This window comes from Pseudomonas sp. MC6, assembly GCF_054790575.1.
In genome coordinates, this window is record NZ_CP186504.1 from 4,137,356 (window position 1) to 4,162,321 (window position 24,966).

Annotated in this window: 20 protein-coding genes and 1 other RNA gene; 12 read left to right on the plus strand and 9 right to left on the minus strand. The window is 54.3% G+C overall.

Annotated elements, in window-relative coordinates; translation table 11 throughout:
* Window positions 1-33: 33 nt before the first annotated feature.
* Window positions 34-438 carry a ferric iron uptake transcriptional regulator gene (gene fur / locus ACOYXE_RS18605; RefSeq protein WP_064119476.1) on the minus strand — a complete coding sequence of 135 codons (405 nt, stop codon included), beginning with the start codon at window positions 436-438 and terminating at the stop codon, window positions 34-36.
* Between the two features lie 97 nt (window positions 439-535).
* Between fur and ACOYXE_RS18610 the strand changes: the two genes are divergently transcribed.
* A complete protein-coding gene (locus ACOYXE_RS18610; protein ID WP_160055773.1) occupies window positions 536-1,063 on the plus strand; it encodes an outer membrane protein assembly factor BamE in 528 nt (175 codons plus the stop codon).
* Between the two features lie 59 nt (window positions 1,064-1,122).
* On the opposite strand, the gene ACOYXE_RS18615 is transcribed toward ACOYXE_RS18610, so the two are convergent.
* Genes ACOYXE_RS18615 through ACOYXE_RS18625 form a run of 3 tightly spaced genes read right to left on the minus strand, consistent with a single transcriptional unit; the run spans window position 1,123 to window position 3,275 of the window.
* Window positions 1,123-1,437 carry an RnfH family protein gene (locus tag ACOYXE_RS18615; RefSeq protein WP_160055771.1) on the minus strand — a complete coding sequence of 105 codons (315 nt, stop codon included), beginning with the start codon at window positions 1,435-1,437 and terminating at the stop codon, window positions 1,123-1,125.
* Window positions 1,430-1,864 carry a type II toxin-antitoxin system RatA family toxin gene (locus ACOYXE_RS18620; protein WP_053117014.1) on the minus strand — a complete coding sequence of 145 codons (435 nt, stop codon included), beginning with the start codon at window positions 1,862-1,864 and terminating at the stop codon, window positions 1,430-1,432. Before ACOYXE_RS18620 ends, ACOYXE_RS18615 begins: the two co-directional genes overlap by 8 nt.
* 7 nt (window positions 1,865-1,871) lie before the next feature.
* The gene (locus tag ACOYXE_RS18625) at window positions 1,872-3,275 is read right to left on the minus strand and encodes a sodium-dependent transporter (RefSeq protein WP_016986511.1); all 1,404 of its coding nucleotides are present in this window, start codon (window positions 3,273-3,275) and stop codon (window positions 1,872-1,874) included.
* A 119-nt stretch (window positions 3,276-3,394) separates the two neighbouring features.
* Between ACOYXE_RS18625 and smpB the strand changes: the two genes are divergently transcribed.
* Window positions 3,395-3,877, plus strand: coding sequence for an SsrA-binding protein SmpB (gene smpB, locus ACOYXE_RS18630; protein WP_008088297.1), 483 nt, complete (start codon window positions 3,395-3,397; stop codon window positions 3,875-3,877).
* Window positions 3,878-3,996: 119 nt separating this feature from the next.
* Here the strand turns inward: smpB and ACOYXE_RS18635 are convergent, their stop codons facing one another.
* Window positions 3,997-4,764, minus strand: coding sequence for an FCD domain-containing protein (locus ACOYXE_RS18635; RefSeq protein ID WP_007915207.1), 768 nt, complete (start codon window positions 4,762-4,764; stop codon window positions 3,997-3,999).
* A 262-nt stretch (window positions 4,765-5,026) separates the two neighbouring features.
* On the opposite strand from ACOYXE_RS18635, the gene ACOYXE_RS18640 reads away from it, so the two are divergent.
* From ACOYXE_RS18640 to ACOYXE_RS18675, 8 genes are all read left to right on the plus strand, one after another.
* Window positions 5,027-6,721 (plus strand): lactate permease LctP family transporter, encoded by a 1,695-nt coding sequence (locus ACOYXE_RS18640; RefSeq protein ID WP_460926393.1) that lies wholly within the window; start codon window positions 5,027-5,029, stop codon window positions 6,719-6,721.
* A 150-nt stretch (window positions 6,722-6,871) separates the two neighbouring features.
* Window positions 6,872-7,696, plus strand: a complete 825-nt coding sequence (locus ACOYXE_RS18645; protein ID WP_460926394.1) for a (Fe-S)-binding protein — start codon at window positions 6,872-6,874, stop codon at window positions 7,694-7,696.
* On the plus strand, window positions 7,693-9,147 hold the full coding sequence (locus tag ACOYXE_RS18650; RefSeq protein WP_460926395.1) for a LutB/LldF family L-lactate oxidation iron-sulfur protein: 1,455 nt from the start codon (window positions 7,693-7,695) through the stop codon (window positions 9,145-9,147). Before ACOYXE_RS18645 ends, ACOYXE_RS18650 begins: the two co-directional genes overlap by 4 nt.
* The gene (locus tag ACOYXE_RS18655; RefSeq protein ID WP_405122325.1) at window positions 9,147-9,818 is read left to right on the plus strand and encodes a LutC/YkgG family protein; all 672 of its coding nucleotides are present in this window, start codon (window positions 9,147-9,149) and stop codon (window positions 9,816-9,818) included. Before ACOYXE_RS18650 ends, ACOYXE_RS18655 begins: the two co-directional genes overlap by 1 nt.
* Window positions 9,815-12,625: an FAD-binding and (Fe-S)-binding domain-containing protein gene (locus ACOYXE_RS18660; protein WP_460926396.1), complete on the plus strand. Its 2,811-nt coding sequence runs from the start codon at window positions 9,815-9,817 to the stop codon at window positions 12,623-12,625. The genes ACOYXE_RS18655 and ACOYXE_RS18660 overlap by 4 nt, the downstream gene beginning before the upstream one ends.
* 130 nt (window positions 12,626-12,755) lie before the next feature.
* Complete coding sequence (locus tag ACOYXE_RS18665; protein ID WP_460926397.1) at window positions 12,756-13,028, plus strand: hypothetical protein; 273 nt, start codon at window positions 12,756-12,758, stop codon at window positions 13,026-13,028.
* Between the two features lie 96 nt (window positions 13,029-13,124).
* Window positions 13,125-13,513, plus strand: a transfer-messenger RNA (tmRNA) gene (gene ssrA / locus ACOYXE_RS18670).
* 186 nt (window positions 13,514-13,699) lie between these two features.
* Window positions 13,700-14,971, plus strand: a complete 1,272-nt coding sequence (locus ACOYXE_RS18675; RefSeq protein ID WP_460926398.1) for an integrase domain-containing protein — start codon at window positions 13,700-13,702, stop codon at window positions 14,969-14,971.
* Window positions 14,972-15,023: 52 nt separating this feature from the next.
* Here ACOYXE_RS18675 and ACOYXE_RS18680 read toward each other — a convergent pair whose 3' ends face one another.
* The 4 genes from ACOYXE_RS18680 to ACOYXE_RS18695 are packed head-to-tail and all read right to left on the minus strand — an operon-like array spanning window position 15,024 to window position 18,000.
* On the minus strand, window positions 15,024-15,293 hold the full coding sequence (locus tag ACOYXE_RS18680) for a hypothetical protein (protein WP_029299025.1): 270 nt from the start codon (window positions 15,291-15,293) through the stop codon (window positions 15,024-15,026).
* On the minus strand, window positions 15,290-16,270 hold the full coding sequence (locus ACOYXE_RS18685) for an integrase domain-containing protein (protein ID WP_460926399.1): 981 nt from the start codon (window positions 16,268-16,270) through the stop codon (window positions 15,290-15,292). The genes ACOYXE_RS18680 and ACOYXE_RS18685 overlap by 4 nt, the downstream gene beginning before the upstream one ends.
* Entirely contained in the window at window positions 16,254-16,607 is a 354-nt protein-coding gene (locus tag ACOYXE_RS18690) for a hypothetical protein (RefSeq protein ID WP_460926400.1), read from the minus strand. The genes ACOYXE_RS18685 and ACOYXE_RS18690 overlap by 17 nt, the downstream gene beginning before the upstream one ends.
* Window positions 16,600-18,000, minus strand: a complete 1,401-nt coding sequence (locus ACOYXE_RS18695) for a YfjI family protein (protein WP_460926401.1) — start codon at window positions 17,998-18,000, stop codon at window positions 16,600-16,602. Before ACOYXE_RS18695 ends, ACOYXE_RS18690 begins: the two co-directional genes overlap by 8 nt.
* 1,369 nt (window positions 18,001-19,369) lie before the next feature.
* Between ACOYXE_RS18695 and ACOYXE_RS18700 the strand changes: the two genes are divergently transcribed.
* Together ACOYXE_RS18700 and ACOYXE_RS18705 are read left to right on the plus strand one after the other, a co-directional pair.
* Entirely contained in the window at window positions 19,370-23,032 is a 3,663-nt protein-coding gene (locus tag ACOYXE_RS18700) for an AAA domain-containing protein (RefSeq protein WP_460926402.1), read from the plus strand.
* Window positions 23,029-24,879: a phospholipase D-like domain-containing protein gene (locus ACOYXE_RS18705; RefSeq protein WP_460926403.1), complete on the plus strand. Its 1,851-nt coding sequence runs from the start codon at window positions 23,029-23,031 to the stop codon at window positions 24,877-24,879. The genes ACOYXE_RS18700 and ACOYXE_RS18705 overlap by 4 nt, the downstream gene beginning before the upstream one ends.
* Window positions 24,880-24,966: the final 87 nt, after the last annotated feature.

Genomic DNA, 24,966 nt, shown 5'->3' on the forward strand with positions numbered 1-24,966 from the left:
TCGTTTCGCGAATGTGAAATTCGCGCGACATGCTTACTTTTTCTTGCGCACGTACAGCACCAGGTTGTGATCCACCAACTCGACACCGTGCTCCTCGGCAATTGCCTTCTGAAGCTTTTCGATTTCAATGCTGACGAATTCGACGACTTCACCGGTTTCCACGTTGACCATATGGTCGTGGTGGCCACCGTCAGCCAGTTCAAATACCGCGTGGCCGCCGTCGAAGTTGTGACGGACCACGAGGCCAGCCGCTTCGAACTGGGTCAGAACACGGTAAACCGTGGCCAGACCGACGTCCTCGCCAGCTTCCATCAACGCCTTGTAGACGTCCTCGGCACTCATGTGACGCTGCTCGGTGGAGTCGAGCATTTGCAGGATCTTGACCCGTGGCAGGGTCACTTTAAGGCCGGCTTTGCGTAGTTCGCTATTTTCAACCATGGTCAGCTTTCTCGCGATGCTGCTTCGCAGCTTCTCTTAATGCGGGTATGATCGGCGTTTACGTTGTCCCAGCCAAGATAGTGGAAGTCGCCCACCGATGCAAAACACCAAGCTCTTGCTAACCAGTTTCACCTTTGTGGGACTGCTCGCACTCGCCGGTTGTTCATTCCCCGGGGTTTACAAAATCGACATCCAGCAGGGCAATGTCGTCACGCAGGACATGATAGACCAGTTACGCCCGGGAATGACCCGGCCGCAAGTACGGTTTATCATGGGTAACCCTCTGCTTGTCGACACGTTCCATGCCGATCGCTGGGATTATCTGTACAGCCTGCAACCGGGTGGCGGTGAACGCCAACAGGAACGCGTCAGCGTTATTTTCAACTCAAACGACCAGCTTGTCAGCCTGTCCGGTGACTTTATGCCGGGCGTAAGCCGTGACGAAGCCATTCTCGGCAAGGACAGTGGCACGACCGTGTCGACTCCTGCTGAAAACGCCGAGAAGCCAGAACCGGAAAAACCGGTCAAGCCAGGTTCCTTGCTGGATCAGATCCAGAAGGACGTCGATGGTGTGGAAACCGTTCCGGTTCCGACACCAGAGCCGCTGGACACCTCGCCGCAATAATTTGCGAGGCAATAAAAAACCCGGAAATACCGGGTTTTTTATTGCCTGTGATTTGGCTTTTACGCGTTTCGAGCCTTGGCTTCGGCAGCCTTGGCCGCCCGCAAGCGCCGTACCTCTTTAGGATCGGCAAGCAACGGGCGATAAATCTCGATGCGATCTCCCGCCTGAATCACCCGTGAATCCGGGTCAGCAACTACTTTTCCAAAGATGCCCAGCGGGCACTCCGCCAGATTCAGCTCAGGAAACTCGCTACCAATACCCGATGCAAGCACCGCAGCCCGCACCGTGGCGCCCTCATTTACGCTGACAGCGCGTAAAACCTGACGATCCACGGCCGCGTACACCACTTCTATCTCGATCACCGGTTCAACCATGTATCTGCTTGGCGCGCTGACAGAACGCATCCACCAGCGTATTGGCCGCCTGATTGAACAGCGGACCCAACGTGGCGCGCACCAGCGGCCCGGCATAGTCGAACGACAGATCCAGACTGATCTTGCAGGCCTTCTCGTTCAACGCCTTGAACACCCAGACGCCGTGCAGTTGATTGAACGGCCCCTCTTCAAGGTTCATCTCGATCGACTGTCCCGGCACCAATGTATTGCGCGTGACAAAATGCTGGCTAAGGCCGCCCTTGGCCACGCCAACGCTGGCGCGCATATGCTCCGGCGAGCTTTCCAGCACTTCGGCAGCCGAGCACCACGGCAGAAATTCCGGGTAGCGGGCCACGTCGTTGACCAGGTCGTAGAGAAATTGCGCCGGGTACGGCAGCAACGCCGATCGTTGAATATGTGTCGTCATGTAAGCGTTACTTCCAGAGCTGAGCGGCAAACACTACAACAATGCCGATAGGCGCCACGTAGCGCATCAAAAACAAAGACAGGGCGAACAGTGCCGGATTGCGGATCGACAACTCGTCGCGTACCGCTTCACGCCCCATCACCCATCCGGCAAACAGCACGAAACACAGACCACCGAGCGGCAACATGATCCGCGAGGTGAAGAAATCTATCACGCCAAAGAAGTCCAGACCGCTCTGCGCGCCCCATTGGTAGAGGTGGAACATCCCGCCTTCGTTCACGAAAAATTTGGCCTCCTTCCAGATATTGAAGGAGAACACTGTGCCCAGACCAACGAACCAGCAGATGAACGCCAGCCAGAAAGTCACCCACGCGCGACTGACTTTCGTGCGCTCAACCAGATAGGCAACCATCGGTTCCAGAAGCGAGATCGCCGAACTCCAGGCAGCAATCGCCACCAGCACAAAGAACACCACGCCCATCAACTGACCGAACGCCACATTACCAAAGGCAAACGGCAGACTGACGAACATCAGCCCCGGCCCTTCACTAGGGTTCAGGCCGCCGGCAAATACAATCGGGAACAAGGCCAGGCCGGCGATCAGCGAAACAAAGGTATCGAGCAATGCCACGCCGACAACGGTGCCCGACAACGACGAACTCTTCGGCATATAAGCGCCATAGATCATGATCGAGCCGACACCGACACTCAGCGAGAAGAACGCATGCCCCATCGCCGGCAACAAGCCGTCGAGGACTTTTTCCGGGTGGAAGTCGAACATGAAATGCACGCCTTCCATGAAATGCCCGGTGGTCATGCTGTAACCCAGCAGTACCAGGATCATCACGAACAGCAGCGGCATCATGATACGCAGGCTGCGCTCAAGCCCGGCGACCACGCCTTTGGCGATGACGAAGGCCGACAGCAGCATAAAAATCGTATGCCAAAGTGTCAGACGCCATGGATTGGAAATGACATTGCCGAAATACGCACCGACCTGATCGGCCGTGGCGCCCTGGAAGTCGCCGCGGCCCATATCGACGATGTAGTCCAGCGACCAGCCGCCCACCACACTATAGAAAGACAGGATCAGCAATGCCGTGATCATCCCGGCAAAGGCCCCCCACGACCACTTGCCCGAGTGCCCGGCTTCCAGCGCCAGCACCTTCAAGGCGTTCGCCGGACTTTGCCGGGCGCGCCGGCCGATCAGGGTTTCCGCGAGCATGACCGGGATGCCGATCAGCGCGATGCACGCCAGAAACATCAGCACGAACGCACCGCCGCCGTAGACCCCGACCATGTAGGGGAACTTCCAGATACTACCCAGTCCCACGGCCGAACCGGTCGCGGCGAGTATGAATACCCAGCGGCTAGCCCAACTGCCGTGGACAGAAACCTTGTCTGTCGACATCGTTTATCACGCCCAAGCGTTAGAAAAAGAGGCCGCATTGTCCGGGATTCACTCAACCTGCTCAAGCACGCAGCATCACCGTAGCCGACAGCCGTTTATCTCCATATAATGCCGCCCCTATGGCTAAACAGAAGAAACACCCAACAGGGACCATCGCGCAGAACAAAAAGGCGCGACACGATTACTTCATCGAGCATAAGTTCGAGGCTGGTCTGGTCCTGGCCGGCTGGGAAGTAAAAAGTCTGCGGGCAAGCAAGCTACAGCTGGTCGACAGCTATGTCCTGCTCAAGGATGGCGAAGCGTGGTTGCTTGGCAGCCACATCACGCCTCTGATGACCGCAAGCACCCACGTCATCGCTGACCCGGTGCGCACACGCAAATTGCTGCTCAACCGCCGCGAGCTGGAAAAGCTTGCAGCGATGGTGCAGCAAAAGGGTTACGCCTGCGTCTGCCTGTCCTGGTACTGGAGCAAGCACATGGTCAAGTGCGAGATCGCTCTGGGCAAGGGCAAGAAGGAATACGACAAGCGTGACACCGAGCGCGAACGCGACGCCGGTCGTGAACTGCAGCGTGCGGTGCGCAACAAGGGCAAGGAAGACTAGTCTTCCCCCCCGAAAGCAAAGATCGTCCGATCGCGGCCCGAGCCTGCGGCATCTCCTACAGGGAAATACATATTCCTGTGTAGGAGCTGCCGCAGGCTGCGATCTTTTGCTTTAAAAAATCACATCCCCTTGCGTCGCTCCGCCCGGGCCATGCGCTGAACCTCCTGCCGCACCTCTTCCAGCACTTCCTGCACATACAAGATATGTCGGCTGGAGACTTCCCGTGCCTGCTCCGCACGACCTTCAATAATCGCCAGATACAATTCCCTATGCTGAGTGATCAGCATGTCGCGAGTTTCCGTGCGCTGCTTGTACATGCCGCCGATGTTGGTCACCACGTTACGCTTGAGCAGATCGAACAGCCCGCGAATGGTGTGCAGCAACACCGCGTTATGACTGGCTTCAGCAATCGCCAGATGGAATTTCGCATCCGCCGCGCCCTCCTCTGCCCGACTGACTTCATCGTGACGCGAATAGCAGTCCTGCAGCTCTTCAAACGCGGCGGTCAGCCGCTCACGATCGACATCGGTGGCGCGCAATGCGGCGTAATAGGCGCACGATGCCTCCAAAGTATGCCGAAACTCCAGTAGATCGCGCTGTGCTTCAGGATTGCTTTCGAGCAACTGCAGCAGCGGATCACTGAACGTCGAGCCGAGGCTTTCCACGACATAGTTGCCGCCGCCCTGACGACTGACGAGCAGACCTTTGGCCGCCAGTTTCTGAATCGCCTCACGCAATGATGGCCGTGATACGCCAAATTGTTCGGCCAGCGTGCGCTCAGCCGGAAGCCGTTCACCGGACTTCAGCGTGCCCTCGAGGATCATCCCCTCGAGTCGCTCGACAATATCGTCAGACAAACGGCGCTGCCGAATCTGATCAAACCCCATAACTCATTTCTCCACGATCCCGACCGCTCGCCGGGCTCTCTATTCTGGCCTATCGGCGCCTTGTCGACACCTACCAGACGCCACTTGCCCAAACCAGATCAGATGCGCTCTGCACCGCTTGTTCGACAAAAGTTTCAGGGCGACAAATTGACACACCGCCATCAAGGCTTTTACCCTAGCCAACAGCGATTGTAAATTGGTCTTACCAATTATCCAAGAACGCTGACAGTGCCTGACCAACAACAATTAGGGGCCACCCCATATGCAAACCTGGCAACAGCTCTACAGCCCGCTCGGCAGTCTCGGCGTGTCCGCACTCGCGGCCGTCATCCCCATCGTGTTCTTTTTCCTCGCATTGGCGGTGTTCCGCCTCAAAGGCCATGTGGCCGGGAGCATCACCCTCGCGCTGTCGATTGCCGTGGCAATCTTCGCGTTCCAGATGCCGGTCGACATGGCCTTCGCCGCCGCTGGTTATGGCTTCGCCTACGGTCTGTGGCCGATTGCCTGGATCATTGTCGCGGCGGTATTCCTCTACAAACTGACGGTCAAAAGTGGTCAGTTCGAGGTCATTCGCAGCTCGGTGTTATCGATTACTGACGACCAGCGCCTGCAAGTGCTGCTGATCGGTTTCTGCTTCGGAGCGTTCCTGGAAGGTGCCGCCGGTTTCGGCGCACCCGTGGCGATTACTGCCGCGTTGCTGGTCGGACTGGGCTTCAACCCCCTGTACGCCGCTGGCCTGTGCCTGATCGCCAACACCGCACCGGTAGCGTTCGGTGCACTGGGGATCCCGATCATCGTCGCCGGCCAAGTCACCGGTATCGACGCGTTCAAGATCGGAGCCATGACCGGTCGCCAACTGCCGCTGCTGTCGCTGTTCGTGCCGTTCTGGCTGGTGTTCATGATGGACGGCCTGCGCGGCGTGCGTGAAACCTGGCCGGCTGCATTGGTCGCGGGCCTGAGCTTCGCCGTCACCCAATACTTCACGTCCAACTTCATCGGCCCAGAGTTGCCGGACATCACCTCGGCCTTGGCCAGCCTGATTTCCCTGACCCTGTTCCTGAAAGTCTGGCAGCCAAAACGCGCTGCCGGCCAACATATCGCCGGCGCCGTTTCCGCTTCGGTGGTGACCGCCAGCGTCGGCGGTTTCGGTCAGAAACGCACCACCGTGGCTTCGCCTTACAGCCTCGGGGAAATTTTCAAAGCGTGGTCGCCGTTCCTGATCCTCACCGTACTGGTGACCATCTGGACACTGAAGCCTTTCAAGGCGATGTTCGCCGCTGGCGGTTCAATGTACAGCTGGGTGTTCAACTTCGCGATCCCACACCTTGATCAATTAGTGATCAAAACCGCACCGATCGTAGCCGTCCCGACTGCCATTCCAGCGGTGTTCAAACTCGATCCGATTTCCGCGACCGGCACGGCGATTTTCTTCTCCGCGCTGATCTCGATGCTGGTCTTGAAGATCAATTTCAAAACTGGTCTGACCACTTTGAAAGAGACCTTCTACGAACTGCGCTGGCCAATCCTGTCGATCGGCATGGTGCTGGCGTTCGCCTTCGTCACCAACTACTCCGGCATGTCTTCGACCATGGCGCTGGTGCTGGCCGGTACGGGCGCAGCGTTCCCGTTCTTCTCGCCATTCCTCGGCTGGCTGGGCGTATTCCTCACCGGTTCGGATACTTCGTCCAACGCCCTGTTCAGTTCGTTGCAAGCAACCACTGCGCACCAGATCGGCGTCAACGACACCTTGCTCGTGGCGGCGAACACCAGTGGCGGCGTGACCGGCAAGATGATCTCGCCACAATCGATAGCCGTGGCTTGCGCCGCGACCGGACTGGTGGGCAAGGAATCAGATCTGTTCCGCTTCACCCTCAAGCACAGCCTATTCTTTGCAACGATTGTCGGCTTGATCACCCTGGCTCAGGCCTACTGGTTCACCGGCATGCTGGTCCACTAAACCGACAAGAAGCATGGAAAAAACCGACGCCGATCCGTGATTTCGGCGTCAGCAATTCACAACCCGGTCTGTAAGGCTGCTGAAAGCAATGCTCTCTATATTCAGCAGCTACAACAGACGGATAACCGGGCCCACCCGGAGACACGCCTGATGAGCGAGCTTTTTTACAACGCCGTGCCAAACGCGACCCGTGTGGCACCGCCACTGCCCGAACCTCGGCAATACCCCAGCGAGAAACCGTCGCGGGTCTACCTGTTCGGCACGTGCGTGGTCGACCTGTTCTACCCCGAAGCCGGGATGGACGCGATCCGCTTGCTGGAGCGCGAAGGGATTCGGGTCGAGTATCCGCAAGGGCAGAGTTGCTGCGGGCAACCGGCCTACACCTCGGGTTACACCGAGCAAGCACGGACGGTAGCGCGCTCGCAACTGGCGCTGTTTGCCGGGGATTATCCGGTGGTGGTGCCGTCGGGTTCCTGCGCCGGCATGCTGCGCGAGCATTACGCCGACTTGTTCAAGGACGAGCCGCAAACATTGAAACAGGTTCAGGCCCTCGCGGCCCGCACCTATGAACTGGCCGAGTTTCTGCTGTTCGTCTGCAAGGTGCAGCTCAAGGACAGTGGCGAGCCGGTCAAAGTCGCGCTGCACACTTCGTGTTCGGCACGTCGCGAAATGAACACCCACCTGCACGGTCGCGAGTTGTTGGCGCAGTTGAGCAATGTGGAACGGGTCAATCACGACCATGAAAGCGAATGCTGTGGCTTCGGCGGAACATTCAGCGTCCGTATGCCAGACATTTCCGGCGCAATGGTGGCTGACAAGACCAAAGCGTTGAAGGATTCCGGCGCGCACAAGGTGTTGAGCGCCGACTGTGGCTGTTTGATGAACATCAACGGCGCATTGGAGAAACAAAAAGAAGCGCTGCGCGGGCAACATCTCGCCAGCTTTCTGTGGCAACGAACCGGGGGTGCGCAATGAGCACTTCCGCGATTATTCCTACGGTCGCCGTAGAAGAAGATTTCCGCACCCGGGCACACAATGCCTTGGGTGATCAGCAGCTACGGAACAACTTCCGCACTGCCATGGACTCACTGATGGTCAAGCGGGCAGCCGCGTTCAGTGATCCCCACGAAAGAGAACATTTGCGCGCACTGGGCAATTCGATCAAAGCCCGCGCGCTCTCCAAGTTGCCCGACCTGCTCGAGCAACTGGAACAGAACCTGACCCGCAACGGTGTGACAGTGCACTGGGCGGAAACGGTGGACGAGGCCAATGGCATCGTCTTATCGATCATCTGCGCTCACGAGGCGCGGCAAGTGATCAAGGGCAAATCGATGGTCAGCGAAGAGATGGAGATGAACCATTTCCTCGAGGCTCGGGACATTGAATGTCTGGAGTCCGATATGGGGGAATACATCGTCCAGCTCGACCACGAGAAGCCTTCACACATCATTATGCCGGCGATCCACAAGAATGCCGGTCAGGTCGCGTCCTTGTTCCACGACAAACTTGGCGTGGAATACACCAAGGACGTTGACCAACTCATTCAGATCGGTCGCAGAGTCCTGCGGCAGAAATTCTTCGAAGCGGACATCGGCGTCTCCGGTGTCAACTTCGCCGTGGCCGAAACCGGCACCCTGCTGCTGGTGGAAAACGAAGGCAACGGCCGCATGACCACCACCGTGCCACCGGTGCACATCGCCGTCACCGGCATCGAAAAAGTCGTGGAAAACCTGCGTGACGTGGTGCCGCTGCTGTCACTGCTGACGCGCTCGGCGCTGGGCATTCCGATCACCACTTACGTCAACATGATCTCCGGCCCGCGCAAGGAACACGAACTCGACGGCCCGCAGGAAGTCCATCTAGTCCTGCTCGACAACGGTCGCAGCCAGGCGTTTGCCGACAGTGAACTGCGCCAGACCTTGAACTGCATCCGCTGCGGCGCCTGCATGAACCATTGCCCGGTCTATACCCGCGTCGGTGGTCACACTTACGGCGAGGTGTATCCGGGGCCAATCGGCAAAATCATCACCCCGCACATGGTCGGTCTGGCCAAGGTTCCGGATCACCCGAGCGCTTCGTCGCTGTGCGGTGCCTGCGGTGAAGTGTGCCCGGTAAAAATTCCGATCCCGGCGATCCTGCGGCGCCTGCGCGAAGAAAACGTCAAAGCCCCGGACAGCCCGAATCAAGTGATGCGCGGTCAGGGCAGCAAGTATTCGCGCAAGGAACGTTTTATCTGGAACGCCTGGGCCAGGCTCAACAGCTCTCCGACTTTGTATCGATTGTTCGGTTTCTTCGCCACGCGCCTGCGTGCCCTGACTCCGAGTAACGTCGGCCCGTGGACGCAAAACCACAGCGCGCCGAAACCCGCCGCCCGTTCACTGCACGACATGGCCCGCGAGCATCTGGCCAAACAGGGGGACCGCTGATGAGCGCCAAGCAAAATATCCTCGGCAAACTGCGGAAAAGTCTGACCGGCACCACGCCGATTGCCGACAACTTCGATGTCGATCTGGTGACGCAGCCTTACACCTACACTGCTGAACAGCGCATCCCGCAGCTGCGCAAATTGATGGAAGCAGTGCACACCGAGATTCACATGACCTCGGGCGAAGGTTGGCCGGCACTGCTCGCGCAACTGCTGCGCGATCGTCAGTTGCCGAGCCTGTTGATCGCGCCGACGACAGCGCACGGGCAGAAAATCACACAGCACTGGGCGAACAATCCTGATCTGCCAGCGCTGAAGTCCTACGACCGGCCGATGGAAGAGTGGAAAGCCGAACTGTTCAATGACACCCCGGCCAGCCTCACCGGCACCCTCGGCGCGATCGCCGCCACCGGCAGCCTCATCATGTGGCCGACCCGCGAAGAACCGCGTTTGATGAGCCTGGTGCCACCGGTGCATTTCGCCCTGCTCAAGGCCAGTGAAATCCGCGACAACTTCTATCAGGTGCAACAGGAATTCGAATGGGCGCAAGGCATGCCGACCAACGCGTTGCTGGTGTCCGGCCCGTCGAAAACTGCTGACATCGAGCAAGTGCTGGCATACGGCGCCCACGGCCCGAAAGATCTGGTGGTGCTGATTCTGGAGGACCAATGACGCTTCCAGCGAACTTCCTGCGTGATGCGCAACAACTGATTCCGGCCGAGCGCCGCTTTGATGATCCGTTATCGACGCTGGCCTTCGGCACTGATGCAAGTTTTTATCGGCTGATTCCGAAACTGGTAATCCGCGTCGAGTCCGAAGATGAAGTTGTGGCTCTGCTGAAACTGGCTCAGCGCGACCATGTTCCGGTGACCTTCCGTGCGGCCGGCACTAGCCTGTCCGGCCAAGCGATCAGCGATTCCGTTTTGATCGTGCTTGGGGATAACTGGAACGCGCGCGAGATTCGCGGCCAAGGCATGCAAATCCGCCTGCAACCCGGGGTGATCGGCGCGCAGGCCAACGCGTGGCTGGCGCCGTTCGGGCGCAAGATCGGCCCGGATCCAGCATCGATCAACGCCTGCAAGATCGGCGGCATCGTCGCTAACAATGCCAGCGGCATGTGCTGCGGCACCGCGCAAAACACCTACCACACGCTGGCCGGGATTCGCCTGGTGCTGGCCGATGGCACACGTCTGGATACCGAAGACGCTACAAGTGTCGCGGCATTCCGCGTGAGCCACGGCGATCTGCTCGAACGCTTGGCGACATTGGGCCGCGAGACCCGCGCCAACGCCGAACTGGCTGCACGAATCCGCCACAAATATCGTCTGAAAAATACCACCGGCCTGTCGCTCAACGCCTTGGTGGATTTCGATGAGCCTGTGGATATCTTGAGCCATTTGCTGGTCGGCTCCGAAGGCACGCTCGGCTTCATCAGCGCGGTGACTTACGACACGGTGATCGATCATCCGAACAAGGCGTCGGCACTGATCGTGTTCCCGGATGTGGAAACCTGCTGCAACGCGGTCACCGTGCTGAAAAGCCAACCGGTGTCAGCCGTAGAACTGCTGGATCGCCGCAGTTTGCGTTCGGTGCAGGACAAACCGGGCATGCCGGCTTTCGTACAACAACTGTCGAACAATGCCTGTGCGCTGCTCATCGAATCCCGCGCCGCCTCTTCCACTTTGCTGCGGGAACAGCTGGCGCAGATCATGGCGTCGCTCAGCGGTTTCCCTGTAGAAAAGCAGGTCGACTTCACCGAAGACCCTGCCGAGAACGCCAAGCTCTGGGCCATCCGTAAAGACACCTTCCCCGCCGTCGGCGCCGTACGCAAAACCGGTACCACGGTGATCATCGAAGACGTGACCTTCCCGGTCGAACAACTGGCCATCGGCGTCAATCGCCTGATCGAGCTGTTCGACAAACATGCCTACGACGAAGCGATCCTTTTCGGACACGCGCTGGAAGGTAATCTGCATTTCGTCTTCACCCAAGGCTTCAACAACTCGGAAGAAGTCGCACGCTATCAAGCGTTCATGGATGACGTCGCGCAACTGGTGGCGGTGGAATTCGGTGGTTCGCTGAAAGCCGAACACGGCACCGGCCGCAACATGGCGCCATTCGTGGAACTGGAATGGGGCAGCGACGCCTATCAGTTGATGTGGCAGCTCAAACGTCTGCTCGATCCGAACGGCATTCTCAACCCGGACGTGGTGCTCAGCGAAGATCCGCAGATCCACCTCAAACACCTGAAACCGCTGCCGGCGGCCGACGAGATTGTCGATAAGTGCATCGAGTGCGGCTTCTGCGAGCCTGTCTGCCCTTCGAAAGACCTGACCCTGAGCCCGCGCCAGCGCATCGTCATCTGGCGCGATATTCAGGCGAAAAAACGTGCGGGCATCGACACCCGCAAACTGGAAGAAGCCTACGAGTACCAAGGCATCGACACCTGCGCCGCAACGGGTCTGTGCGCGCAACGTTGCCCGGTAGGCATCAATACCGGTGAGCTGGTGAAAAAGCTCCGTGGCCGACACGCGACGCATCAGAAAACCGCCGACTGGATCGAAGGAAATTTCGCCAAGACCCTGCAAGGCGCACGCTTCACCCTGCATGTGGCCAACGGCGCGCGGATGATGCTTGGCGCACCGCGTCTGGCGAAACTTTCCGCAACCATTACGCGGCTGTCCAAAGGCCAGGTGCCGTTGTGGACGAATGCGATGCCGCAGCCAGAGAAAGCCATTCGCTTCAGCCCGAGCGTGTCAGACGAACGCCCGCGCGTTGTCTATCTGGCGGCTTGTGTGTCGCGGGTCATGGGCCCGGCGGCGGGCGACAAAGAGCAGATGTCGCTATATGACAAAACCCGTGGGTTGCTGGAAAAGGCTGGTTACCAAGTGGTGTTCCCGGACAACCAGGACAACCTCTGCTGCGGCCAGCCCTTCGCCTCAAAAGGCTACGCCGAACAGGCCGAACACAAGCGTCAGGAGTTGATCAGCGCACTGCTGCATGCCAGTCGCGGCGGGCTCGATCCGATCTATTGCGATACCAGTCCGTGCACATTGCGATTGGTGCAGGACGTGGGAGATGTTCGCCTGGACCTGTACGACCCGGTGCGCTTCATCCGTACGCACCTTCTCGATCGACTGGATTTCACCCCACAAGACGCACCGATTGCCGTACACGTGACCTGCAGTACGCAACATCTGGGCGAAAGCCAAGCGCTGATCGATCTGGCGCGCAAGTGCAGCAAAACCGTGGTGATTCCGGAAGGCATTCATTGCTGTGGGTTCGCCGGCGACAAAGGCTTCACCACGCCGGAGCTGAACAGCCATTCGCTGCGCACGCTCAAGGATGCCGTGCAGCATTGCAGCGAAGGGATCTCCACCAGCCGCACGTGCGAGATCGGCCTGACGCAACATGGCGGAATCGACTACCACGGGCTGGTCTATCTGGTGGATCGGGTGACCCGGGCGAAGGCCTGCTGAAGAAAAATAGAACCCTTGAGGTCGACTGTAGTCCACAGATTAACCCCGACTGATCGGGGTTTTTCTTCCATACGGTTGCCCGTCCTGACGGCCAGCGAAGTCTGGACCCACTCGGTTCAAGGAGATACACATGAAACGTTCTGTACTGTTAGGTCTGTTCGTTACTGCATCGATGATGGCGTCCGCTTCGTTTGCTGACGGCAAGCCTGCCGATCTGTGTCAGGCCAATATTCAGACCATCAACAATACACAGTTGTCGGACAAGCCCGAACTCAAACAACGTGCTGATACCAGCGTGGCCAAAGCCAAGGCGCTTGAGGCTCAAGGTAAAATTGACGATTGCATTGCGGAAACCTCGCAAACCATCGTGGAACTGCGCAAATCCACCGGTACCAACAACTGATCAGCGTCCCGGCCAACCTTCGGGTTGGCCTTGTGGGCTGATTGGCGTACACTGCGCAGGCTTGTTGCTCAAACAGATGTACTGAGCAATGAGTTCGGGGCCGTTTAGGATTCGACGCCGGTTGCGAAACTCTAGGTGCATGCCGACTTGGTAACAGAAGTCGTAAATCCACTGTTGCAACTACTTATAGTTGCCAATGACGACCAATACGGTGTTGCTCTCGCTGCTTAATTGCAGCTGACAATGCTCCTGGTACCTTCGGGTCCAGCAATCATCAGGGGATGTCTGTAAACCCAAAATGATTGTCATATAGAACAGAATCGCCGTGCAGTACGTTGTGGACGAAGCGGCTAAAACTTACACAACTCGCCCAAAGCACCCTGCCCGTCGGGTCGCTGAGGGTTAACTTAATAGACACGGCTACGCATGTAGTACCGACAGCGGAGTACTGGCGGACGGGGGTTCAAATCCCCCCGGCTCCACCACTTCATCATCTAAAGACGTCCACGGACGTCTTTTTTTGTGCCTGAAATCCAGTAAATACAGGGGTTTCAGCGCTTCTTGGGGCTTTTGAGGATTTCTGAGTTCCAGGCGCTTTGGTATCCCAGGTGGTATCCCGGACTACCAAATGCTATTTTCAGGATACCAAAACGGTGCTGGAGGTAGCCCCCATGCCTACTAACGCAACCCGCCTCTCCGATCGCCAGCTCAAGGCAGTCAAGGCAGTCAAGGCAACTGGTAAAGACTTCGTCCTCAGCGACGGCGATGGCTTGCAGCTTCGAGTACGCGCCAGCGGCTCGATGATGTGGAATTTCAATTACCGCGAGCCGTTGATCAGAAGCCGTATCAACATGGCGCTTGGTCCATACCCCGACCTATCGCTAGCCAACGCTCGAAAGAAAGCCGCAGAGGCGCGTGAGTTGCTCGCTTTGGGCATTGATCCCAAAACCCAGCGTGATGAGGTAAGGCAAGCCAAACTTGCTGAGAGTGAACACACTTTCGAGAAGGTGGCCACGGCCTGGTTCGAGCTGAAGAAAGACTCCGTAACCAAAGCCTACGCCGAAGACATTTGGAGATCGCTGACGCTTCATGTTTTCCCAAGCATGAAAACAACGCCGCTCTCTCAAATCACTGCTCCGATGGTTATCAAGATCCTTCGTCCAATCGAGGCCAAAGGGAGCCTCGAAACCGTGAAACGATTGAGCCAACGACTCAACGAGATCATGACCTACGGGGTCAACTCCGGGCTGATACTCGCGAACCCCCTCAATGGAATTCGGGCGGTATTCAAGAAACCCAAGAAAGAGAACATGGCTGCGCTACCACCTGAGGAGCTTCCCGAGCTCATGATGGAAATCGCGAATGCCAGCATCAAGCGCACGACCCGCTGCCTGATCGAATGGCAACTGCACACGATGACCCGCCCTGCCGAAGCAGCCACCACACGATGGGCAGATATCGACTTCGACAAGCGCATTTGGACCATTCCGCCAGAGCGCATGAAAAAACGTCGGCCGCACACAATCCCTCTTACCGATCAGGCACTTTCGTTACTGGAGACACTCAAGCAACTCAGCGGTAACAGAGAGTACGTGTTCCCCTCAGATAGAAACCCCCGCACCCACGCCAATAGCCAGACCGCCAACATGGCGTTGAAGCGCATGGGCTTTCAGGACCGTCTAGTCAGCCACGGCTTGCGCTCGATGGCGAGCACCATCCTGAATGAGCATGGCTGGGATCCGGAGCTGATCGAGGTCGCGCTGGCGCATGTCGACAAGGACGAAGTTCGTAGCGCCTACAACCGGGCGGATTACATCGAACGCCGGCGTCCGATGATGGCCTGGTGGAGTGAACATATCCAGAAGGCGGCCACCGGCAGCCTGTCGGCATCGGCCATCAATCAAACCAGAGATCGCAACGTCGTACCGATTCGCTGCCCCTGAGTATGGGAAGGCTCCGCATTCCCATACTCAGGGGCTCATGCTTAAAGGTCTATCAGGCAACCACGACTTTTGCCTTTCTACGGCGGATCAACCCTGCTGTTAACTCGTAGTAGTAGACGGTAGCTGGAGCTGAGCATCGCAAATAGTGCTCCAGAAACCATCTCACGTGCTTTTCTCTCCAGGACCAGGGAGTCGCGCAACCCCAGCGTTCACGAATCACCTCGTGCATCCTTTCTGCTTGCCTGATGTGCCGCTGCTGCGTGGCATGCGCACCTTTGAGCATGGGGCGCAGGAACAACGCTATGTCGAACTCGGCCGTCATCGCCGGCCTCCGATGTAGGCACTCACCACATCGATGCGGTTATGTCCCAACTCATGGCTGATCTGCTTACGGGCTCGCTGATCGAGTGCTCGATCCTCTCGATGAACACGTCCACCATTAACGGGTGCAGGAAAGCCGATTAATTGCTCATAGCGCTCACAGGCGTAAGCCGCCCGCAGCTCATGAAAACCTTTCAATCCATGCTCATGCAGGATGTCCCGTGCCGGTCGCACAACTGCCTGCATAAAGTCTTTGTAGCTTTCGTCGGGCGCCAACAAATTCCGGCTGCCATTGGGTGAGGTCGCGCTGGCCCAATCCAGGGCATCGCGAACTTGATCCGTTACCTTAATCCAGCGCGGTGCCGAGGCCCCTGATCGACCACCTTTGGTGCCATCCTGGATGTTGATCTTGCCCAGTTGCCGAACCTCACGTTGCAGTCGGGGCAGATCGGCCAGGATCGCTTCGCGCAGGCGCATACCAGTCTCACGGGCGAGGAGCACAATGGCACTCACCCTCGATTGCTGACGATCTGACAGCGCCCGCGCGATCAACTCGACCTGCGCACGGTCTTGGCCTTGCGGAGCCTCACTACGCACGCTTGAGCGCTGCAAGCCCAGCGCCTTACTCGGACTCGGGATTTTGACGTACTGATCACCGCGCAGCGCGGCCATCGTTCGGTTCACGCTGGACAGTCGGTTCTGCGCGGTGGCAATGCCGACGTTGCCCTGATCAACCTGCTCCCGCACGTGGACGGCGTACCGCATGAGGATCTCGCGGTCGATCTGGCGCGCGTCGTTGACCCTCGGTCCTTCATCGGATCGACACCAATGCACGAACGCCTGCCAGCGATCGCTATGGGCTTTGACGGTAGCAAAATGGCCGTCGCCAAACAGGTCTTTCAGTGCTTGCCGTCCAGCATAGCTAAGCTGGCGACCGAAACCGAAATTGCGCCCCGCTCGCTTACCGACCCGCGCCATTTTTCTGTTCCTGATCGACTGCCGCGAGATCATGCAAAAGGGCTCGCCAGTGCGCACTTACAATCGCGAACTGAGCCCAATCAGTCGGGCGAAAACACAGCGTGTTGTCGGTGACGTAAAGATGCGCACCCTCCTCTTTCAACCATTGAATAATGGCTGTCGTAGAGGCGATAGCTTTATGGGTGGTGGCGACACTGGCGACAGCGGCGACAACCCTTGTCCTGCCTGGTTTTGAGCGTGGCGACAAAGTGGCGACAGTAGCGGCGACAAATCGCGCTTTGCGCTCCTTTTGACGCTGAGCCAGATGGTTGCGCAGCGCTTCATCAAGATTAAACATGGCGCACCTCGAAGGTGTGGCCATCGGTGATCAACCACTGATGATCAATCAACTCGACCAGCAGCTTGGCGGCATGACGACTGCTCTTGCGGGCAAAGCGGGGACCGTTGCGATTCAATTCACGAATACTGAAACGCTTCCAATCTTTGACCTGTAGCCATCGCAGCAGCCGGTCTGCCTCCTCTTTTACTCGACACACTGGCTCCTGCTCAGTCAGACGCTGGATCTCGGTGAGGTAGTAGCCGACTAAAGCGGAGGCCCGTTGGATATGGTCGACCTCCACGACGCTGCTCTCCTCCACAACTGCAAGAATGCCGGCGACGCGCAGCAGGTTATCGGCGGCCTTTGATCCGCTGGGCCGTACGCTGGCCAGCTCGCCAAACTCCCCCAGCTGAGCTTCGATAGCATCATGCAAATCAATCCAGCGACGACGCGCCAGCGGACTGAGGCTCAGCTTTGACAGCTGCAAGGCTCCGTCAGCGGAAAGTGACCAAGGCTGATAAAACAGAGCCGAAAGGCGGTGATGGTAGCGCTTGAGTGCGGCGTCTTTGGACAAATCGACAGCCTGGTAGCTACGTTGCCCGGCTAGACTGGTGGGCCAGGTCATCAAGCAGCGCCCTAGAATGCCTTGCCCCTGCAGCAACGGGTCACTGAGTAACTGCATGGCCAAATACGGTTGCAGCATCAGGTGCAGGCTCAGGCGTCGGTCATAGGCTCGTAGGCTTTCGCCTGCCATAGAGCGAGCACGATCAATCGGGCTACCGTCCCAGAGTGACGACAAGGTCGTGACCGCTTTCAAACGGTTGTCCCGACTCATGGTGCTGCTGCCAAGGAATTGTCCGCCCTCGTCACAGAACAGCCCCATGCTCGGCAAGTCATGGCAGAGCCCCTTGATCAGGGCCTCGATCGTCGGGTCTGTGGTGATCAGCCGAGGGGCCGAAGGCTCCGCTTCAAGCGGTACGCTGTTTGTGGGGGCGGGATCGGCAGGATTGATACGCTGCGCTTGACGCTGTGCGGCACGGTGCCGGGAGAGCTGTTCACGATAGTGTTGCCACTGTTCACGCTCCCATTGGCGCGCTGGCAGCAGTGCGGATCGGTCTGCCGCGGTCTTGCGATCACCGGACGCAGCCACCGTGATCAGGTACAACGACAGGGGATAATTTCTCCCGTCGAGTTGTAAGCCCGCATGACCTTGAGTGGCCAAGGCCGAGGCGGCCAACACCGATTGCGCGGCCAGTGCTTGGGGCACGCCGATGACCTCGGCCATGCGCTTCACCGCAGGCCCAAGAATCCCACCCAGTGCCTGCACCGGATAAGGCTGGGGCACGGGGTTCGACTCAATCAACGGTCGAGGTGGTCGTGGTAGTTCAAGCTTCGGATCTAACTGCTGCATGGGCCCTCTCCTCGATCATTGCTGGTTGTCCTCACGTAGTCCCGCCACGGCTGTTGAGTGTTATCAGGGATCAAGGCCCCTGCGGCCTGTGAGGTGTTCACTGACGCGGAACGAACGGCTCCTTACGACCGGGAGCAAGGGCGTAAACCCATGAATCTGGCCTCCTTAGACGCATCCGAAGATGCGGGCGGGTGGAGGCTATGCCGACTGACGAGTTCGACACCTGGAGATTCTGAGTGGGAGAAGGCAACAACATCGGCACCTGGGGCATGCCTGACTCTCAGTCAGGTGCAGCCTTTCCATAGGCTGCGGCCCCCGTGCCTGCGTCGTTGCGGATGGCGACGAATCGGATTTGTCAGGCCAATTGTCACGAGGAGAGTTGCGGCAATGCCCTGTACGACGTGGCTTGCAGCAGTGGTACGAGCGCCCGTCTCTTTCCAGGAGAAAGAGACGGGCGCGGATTGGCGCAGCGAAATGTGCCGAGAGGTGAGGTTGCTGCAGCGCAGCGCGGGAGGTCCATCATCTGCCGCAGTGGACAGACAAGTCGAGTAGGCATCCATCACTCTTGAGGAGTGACCGTGCGAGCCGCCGGACGCTAATCGCACTTCGGGAGAACCACCACGTAAGTGGCATAGCCTTGAAGGTTCTGGCTACCTGGGCAGGTGCTGCCAACGACAGCGGTCTGTGCGCCAATTTTTATACCCACTCGAAAAGGCGGTCAAGCGTCACGGCCAAAGCGCTCAGAAAGTGGCGACTGTCGCCACTTTTGTCGCCATGCTCCAAGCCCCGCTCTGCCTGGGTTGTCGTCGGTGTCGCCGGTGTCGCCACTTCTTTTTCCATAGCCCTACGACAAGCTCCGCTCTGACACCGGAACGAACTGCGTGCGATAGAGATCATGGGCAATTACTGACGGGTAAACGATGGCGTGGCGCTAATTGAAATATAAAATGAGGTAGTGGTACGAGGCGGCATCGAGAAAGAGCGAGTGAACCCTCTGATCGGCGCGATCAAAGATCGCTTGATCGGAGGGTTTGGCGGGAAAAGCAAATCTCAAACGTCAAATACAGCCTCAAGCATCAACGCTGGTTGATTGGGAAGTGTCGGCTTCACGCCGGACGATCAGCGTCTGTTGCAACCGCAGCCGAAGACCGGCTTCGAGCGCTTCTTGGGTATCACCTGCATGCATCCGAGCAGAGCAGAGCAGAGCAGGTAGGGGAGGCGGTGGAGACGGATTATCCGATGGAGGCTGTTATTAGACGCGTCTTAACCTTGAGTGGGCCGAACCATACTCACCTCAGCGCCTAGTAGCACAAAGCTAGCATTTCGATATAGGATCAAATCTTTAAGCCATGGAATATAGGGGCTGGTAATGCAAAACATTTCCTCAATACCATTTTTCGCAAAATTCACAGATTTAATACCTATAAGAGAATATGACTTTGAACATGGGAACCCAGGCCTTCTAGGAGCGGAGGTAGAAGGAAAACAAGTAATAGTCAAATACTGGCTCAACCGCCATCAAGATAAAACCGAAATACTAAAAGAAATATGGTTGTACGAAAAAAGGCAACTTCAAAGGCTTAAAGGTTGCCCTGGAGTGGGAGATTATATTTCTCCAATATATGAATCACACGCTGATGAACATGGATTTTATTTAGTTCTAGATAGTGGGTCACGACTACCCCTTTCGCTCTACTACGAATCCACATCGAGGACTCTGTATTTACAACGCCCTTGGATTTTCAACCTGAGACCGATATCAAATCGATTGAAATTCTGGAGAAATATTAGTCGAATAATATCGGCAATTAGCATCTTGCATTCTCAGGGTCTTCTACACAGGCATCTAAATATTGATTCGATACTTACCGACCCAACTAGTGATTTAGATTTTCAACTTACAGGCTTTGAGTGGTCAATCCGGGTTCAGCGAATGTCTGAATCTAATAAAACCAGAAATGCATCCACTGATGTTAATAGGAAGCACTTTTCATTCCTAACTGATTGGATGGACCTTGGTTTTTTGATCGCCAAAATCCTGAAAATCGATAATGAAGAAATATCAAGCACCTATCACCCCATTGACAAAATCATCGAAAAAACCGACCTGACAATAAATGAGGTAGTTCTCATACGAGGCCTAATCGGCTCTATCGATATTGATAAAAGCGCTTCAAGCAAGGTAATAAACTCTGACATAGCACTAAAGAAAATAAAGGATATAACTACAGAGCTGAATAGCCTCCTCGAAAAAAGCCCTGACCCACTAGCGATAGCCTTTCTATTTAACACATCATCTACCAAAGGGCAGCATAGCTCTGGAAAAACATCAGTATTTAATGCCGTACAGCATATATTTTTTGAAAATCACTCCATTTCTCTATCAGAAGCAGACATATCCGAACTACTAGATTTTATTAGTCAAGATCTCGCGACCTCAAGCATAACAAAGATACTTCAAAATAACGGTGAGATTGAATATCTGCTTATCGGTTCTCAGCTTTCCTACATCATTGGAAAAAACAAAAGTAACCGATTGGACTCCGAGGGAAGCTGGAATACAGCATTCTGCCATTCAGCATACTTAACTCCACCCATCAAGCTTGGGCAGCGAAATCAAAAGGTACAGATCAATAGGCACATTAAATGTGTTGTGCATACAAATAGAGTTGAGCTGGAACGACTTAATCCCTACCCGTGGAGCGAGTATATTGATAATTTGGATTCTCCAGCCACTAAGGATGAGGTCGCAAAAGATCTAACAACAGGTTTTGCTGCGTATCACCTGACTGAAATAGCGTTTGCCAAAGCCGAAATTTACCCAATTGAGGTCATATCATACACGATAGATTCTGACGACCCCTCCCTGTACAACGTAAAGCTGCGCACAAGAATTGATCCGGAAGCAGAAACCGTATCTCAAAGTTTATCAATAAAGAGCCCCGCTGTAAGGCTAAAACAGATTTTTACGAACAGCGGCGAGTATTCACGATGGTTTTTCCTAAGCAATTCTAATTTTAACGACGAAGATCACGAGGTTGTACTCGACTATTTATCTAGCCAACAAAATAATGGTGAAATCACTTATGAGTTCACAACAAATACGCCAAATCCAGACCACAAAACTCCTTTCATAATCACAAGCTCCACTCAAGGAACAATTAGCCAACTCAGCAGACGGGCTGCAGCAATTGATGCCTTAAGCCACCATGACGAATTGATAGAGCTACTAAAATCTCCACACAGAAGGATCATGAGCTCCAACGAAAATATTACTTTACATGATTCGTTCAATGAGTTGGACAGCTCAAAAAGAGACGTTTTTCAAAAAGTACTAAGCACTTTACCTCTATATCTAGTTCAAGGCCCACCCGGGGTGGGTAAAACTTACTTAGTCACCACGTTAGTGCAGCAAGTTTTTTCGAGCGAGGCTAACAGTCGGTTACTTCTTACGGCACAAAGCCACTCCACAGTTCATCACCTTTTTAATGAAGTTAATAAAGCGCTAGGAAGAGACAATACCCAGAACCCTCTCTTGGTTATAAGTTGCGTTAAAAATGGTTCTCCGGAAGATGATGCAGATCCGAACCTTAAAGTAGATGAGCTAGCGAAGGAGCAAATCAACAATCTTATCTCAAGCTCTCTTTTCAAGAGTTGCCCATCAGAAAGCACGAAAAATGGAGTCATTGCACTCAGCACCCCAGGAAACCGATCAGGCCGTAGCACACTAGTCAACCAGCTCCTTAAATCAGCAAACTTGGTATTCGCCACGACCAACTCAAAACAAGTTGAAGACCTTATAAGATCCAACTCTCAATTCGATTGGTCGATTATGGAGGAAACAGGAAAAGTTACCGGACTAGAACTATTAAGTCCCATGCTGCTATCGCACAGGCGATTGATGATTGGCGATCACAAGCAACTCCCACCATATGCTTCAGAAGTTATGAGAAAGGCATTAGGAGATGTAAGCAGTCTTAAAAAATCTCTACAATTCTCGCAGGAAATCTACAACAACAATATAAAAGGTGAGTTCGTAAAAAACAAACTAAACCAAGAGTCTATTGATAATTTTTCCGAGCAAGACCTTGAAGATATTTGCAGGGAAGCTCTACGTCTCCACTTGCTATTCGAAAGTTTAATAAACGAAGAAGAAATCGCCCTAAAGAGATCGAAAGATCATTATGGTCATGAGGGTCGACATAAACCCATCGCGAGTATGTTAGAGATACAGCACAGGATGCATCCAATAATTGCGGAGGTTGTATCTGATGTATTCTACAAACACAAATTGGACACATCAGATGAGAAAAAAGAATTTTATACAGAGCAAAACAAGCCATTCTACTTTGAAACTGCAGATTTTGAGGAGATAAACAGCGCCCCCATCGTATGGATTGAAACTCCCGATGTACAGGCTAACCAGGGGGTAAAGTCGGGCGATAGAAAGCCACAATGGAACAATCCATTTGAAGTTGAAGCCGTAGTCAATTTACTGAAACTCCTGCGAAGGAAGCCGGGTATTCAAAAACCACCGAAGCTAGCCTTACTGTCTCCCTACAACAAGCAAATTGAACGAATTTCAACAATGCTTGATAGAGAAAGCCAGAAAATTTTAAATCTACACGATTTTTCAAAGCCTGACGACTCCTCCTCATTCTGCAGTACAGTCGACGCCTTTCAGGGAGCGGAAGCAGACTTAACTATTATTTCATTGGTCCGAAATAATAGTGACTCTTATCCTCTAAGTGCTTTGGGGATTTTGCTGGACAGCAGACGCATGAATGTTTTATTGAGCCGTGCAAAGCATCAACTGGTCATAGTCGGATCATATGAATTTTTAAAACATTGGGCAAAAAAAATTCAACGAGAAGAGGTGAGCAAAGGGAACACGAGAAACGAATTTCTTGTCACTCTGATTTCGAAGCTTGAAAGCCTCAGGTCATCCAAGCACGCCGTATTTATAAGTTCAGATAAATTTAAATCTGACCCAGCCCCGCTTGAGCCTAAAACAACTAGGAAGAGATCATGACCAAAACTGAGAATCGTCAAAAAATATTTGTCAAGGTCCCTTTCGGTTTTGGAACTTTTCGATTAAAAATTTCGCGCTCTCAGAAATGGGGCGCCATAGACCTAATGATACTAATTTCATTAATTGAAAATCCAAAAACCTCTCAAACACTGTCCAGTGAGTCATGCTTACCAAGGCAGCTTATAGTTGAGATTTTAATACCGCTGATGAAAGCAGGGTGGATAGAGATAATAAACTCTGATAGTGAATTTTTATTTGCACTTACAGAGCGTGGAATGGCCGTCTCGGGAAATGAAGAACTGCCTTCAAATCAGGTACCTATGAGTGTGGTTAGAAGCTTTTTAATTGACCCATTAACCGGAGACTGCTATAGATTTGAAAAGAAAAAAAGGAAACAAAACTATTTGATATACAAAACTGGCAAAGCGACTAGCTTGGCTAAGCAGTATGGAAGTCAATGCGTGGAGTTGAAAGTAAAGCATCCTAAGTTTTCGCCAAAGCTCACCGAAATACTTAACTGCCTGCCTAATGAGAATGAGGAGATAGTTGGTATTGAAGATGAATATATCAAAGAAAACTTTAGCGACTCTCTCAGATACATGCTCGCATGCGTAGATAGCGAAGATCAGGTATCAGGAATCCCTGACATCTCGGTGGACTTAAGAGGGGCTATTATTGAGGCAGCTAAAAATCAAAGAAAAGTATTAGCTGAAAGTGCTAGTGCCACAACTCCCCTGCGTCATAAGGGAAAGGTTTTCGAAGTAGACTCTCTGGAACGTCACTTCAAAGCACGCGAGGTAGACTTAGAAAGAGTGAACATTATATCAGGCGGCGAAGAACATCGGCAGCACCTATTTGACAGCATTAAAAACGCACACACTCGACTAATCATACATTCAACATTTATAAATCCATCTACTGTTGAGGAAATCTTTGTCGAGCTTCTTGAGTCTGGTAAAAAACGAGTAAAAGTAGACGTTTTATGGGGGCAAACAGAACCAGGCGATACAAACAAAGTTCAGCAGTACAATGAGTTAGTACATGCAATTGAAAAATTTCAGCACCGGATAAACTCAGAAGGACTTTCAACACAAATAAACTTTCACACGACTCCAACTGGCTCGCACTCAAAATTCATCGTAACCGATGACGCAGACGGTTCTTGGAGCATGACAGTCGGATCATGTAACTGGCTATCGAGTGGATTTAATAGGTTTGAAGCTTCGGTACAAATTAGAGATTCCATTTTAGTTTCGGACTGCCTAAATATTGCATCGGACTTAGCGACTGGGCGATATGGGGTTCCTAACATGTTAAGTCGAGATCTTGCCATGGAGGCATCACGTATTTACAAAGCCGCTGAGAGCATCGCGCCTTCCGGGGGTAATACCGTTGAGGCTCAAATCCTAACATCAGCAGAACATCACGCAGCAATAAAGCAAGCAAGCGAATCCGTTATTAATAGTTTTTTCATATGCAGCCACAGGTTTAGCTTCGCTGCGGAACGCCCTATTTTGACCCCGCTAATTGCGGCAAGAAAAGCAAATCCTGACTTATCTATTCGGGTTGCCTACGGACGCTCTAGTGGTGCAATGAAAAACAAGGACGCTAAGTCTGTTAATGATGAACTGCAAGGTTTAGGGTTTAAGGTTACTAAGGCGGACGATCCACAAATACATGCGAAATTCGTAATTTGGGATGATACTAACCTAATAGTAAGCAGCCTAAATTGGTTGTCGGCCTCTTCAAAAGGGCATGATTTTAGCGAGCTTGGCATATATTTAAGTGGCGCGAATTTTGGGGGTAAGCTTATGACTTCATTTAACCAACTCTACGAAAACGCATGACTTCCAATAAGCTCTTGAACTCATGCAAGCGTGATAGGTTCTAATGCAATAACTTCTGTACGAGGCAGACCTTTGGGTCTGCCGATT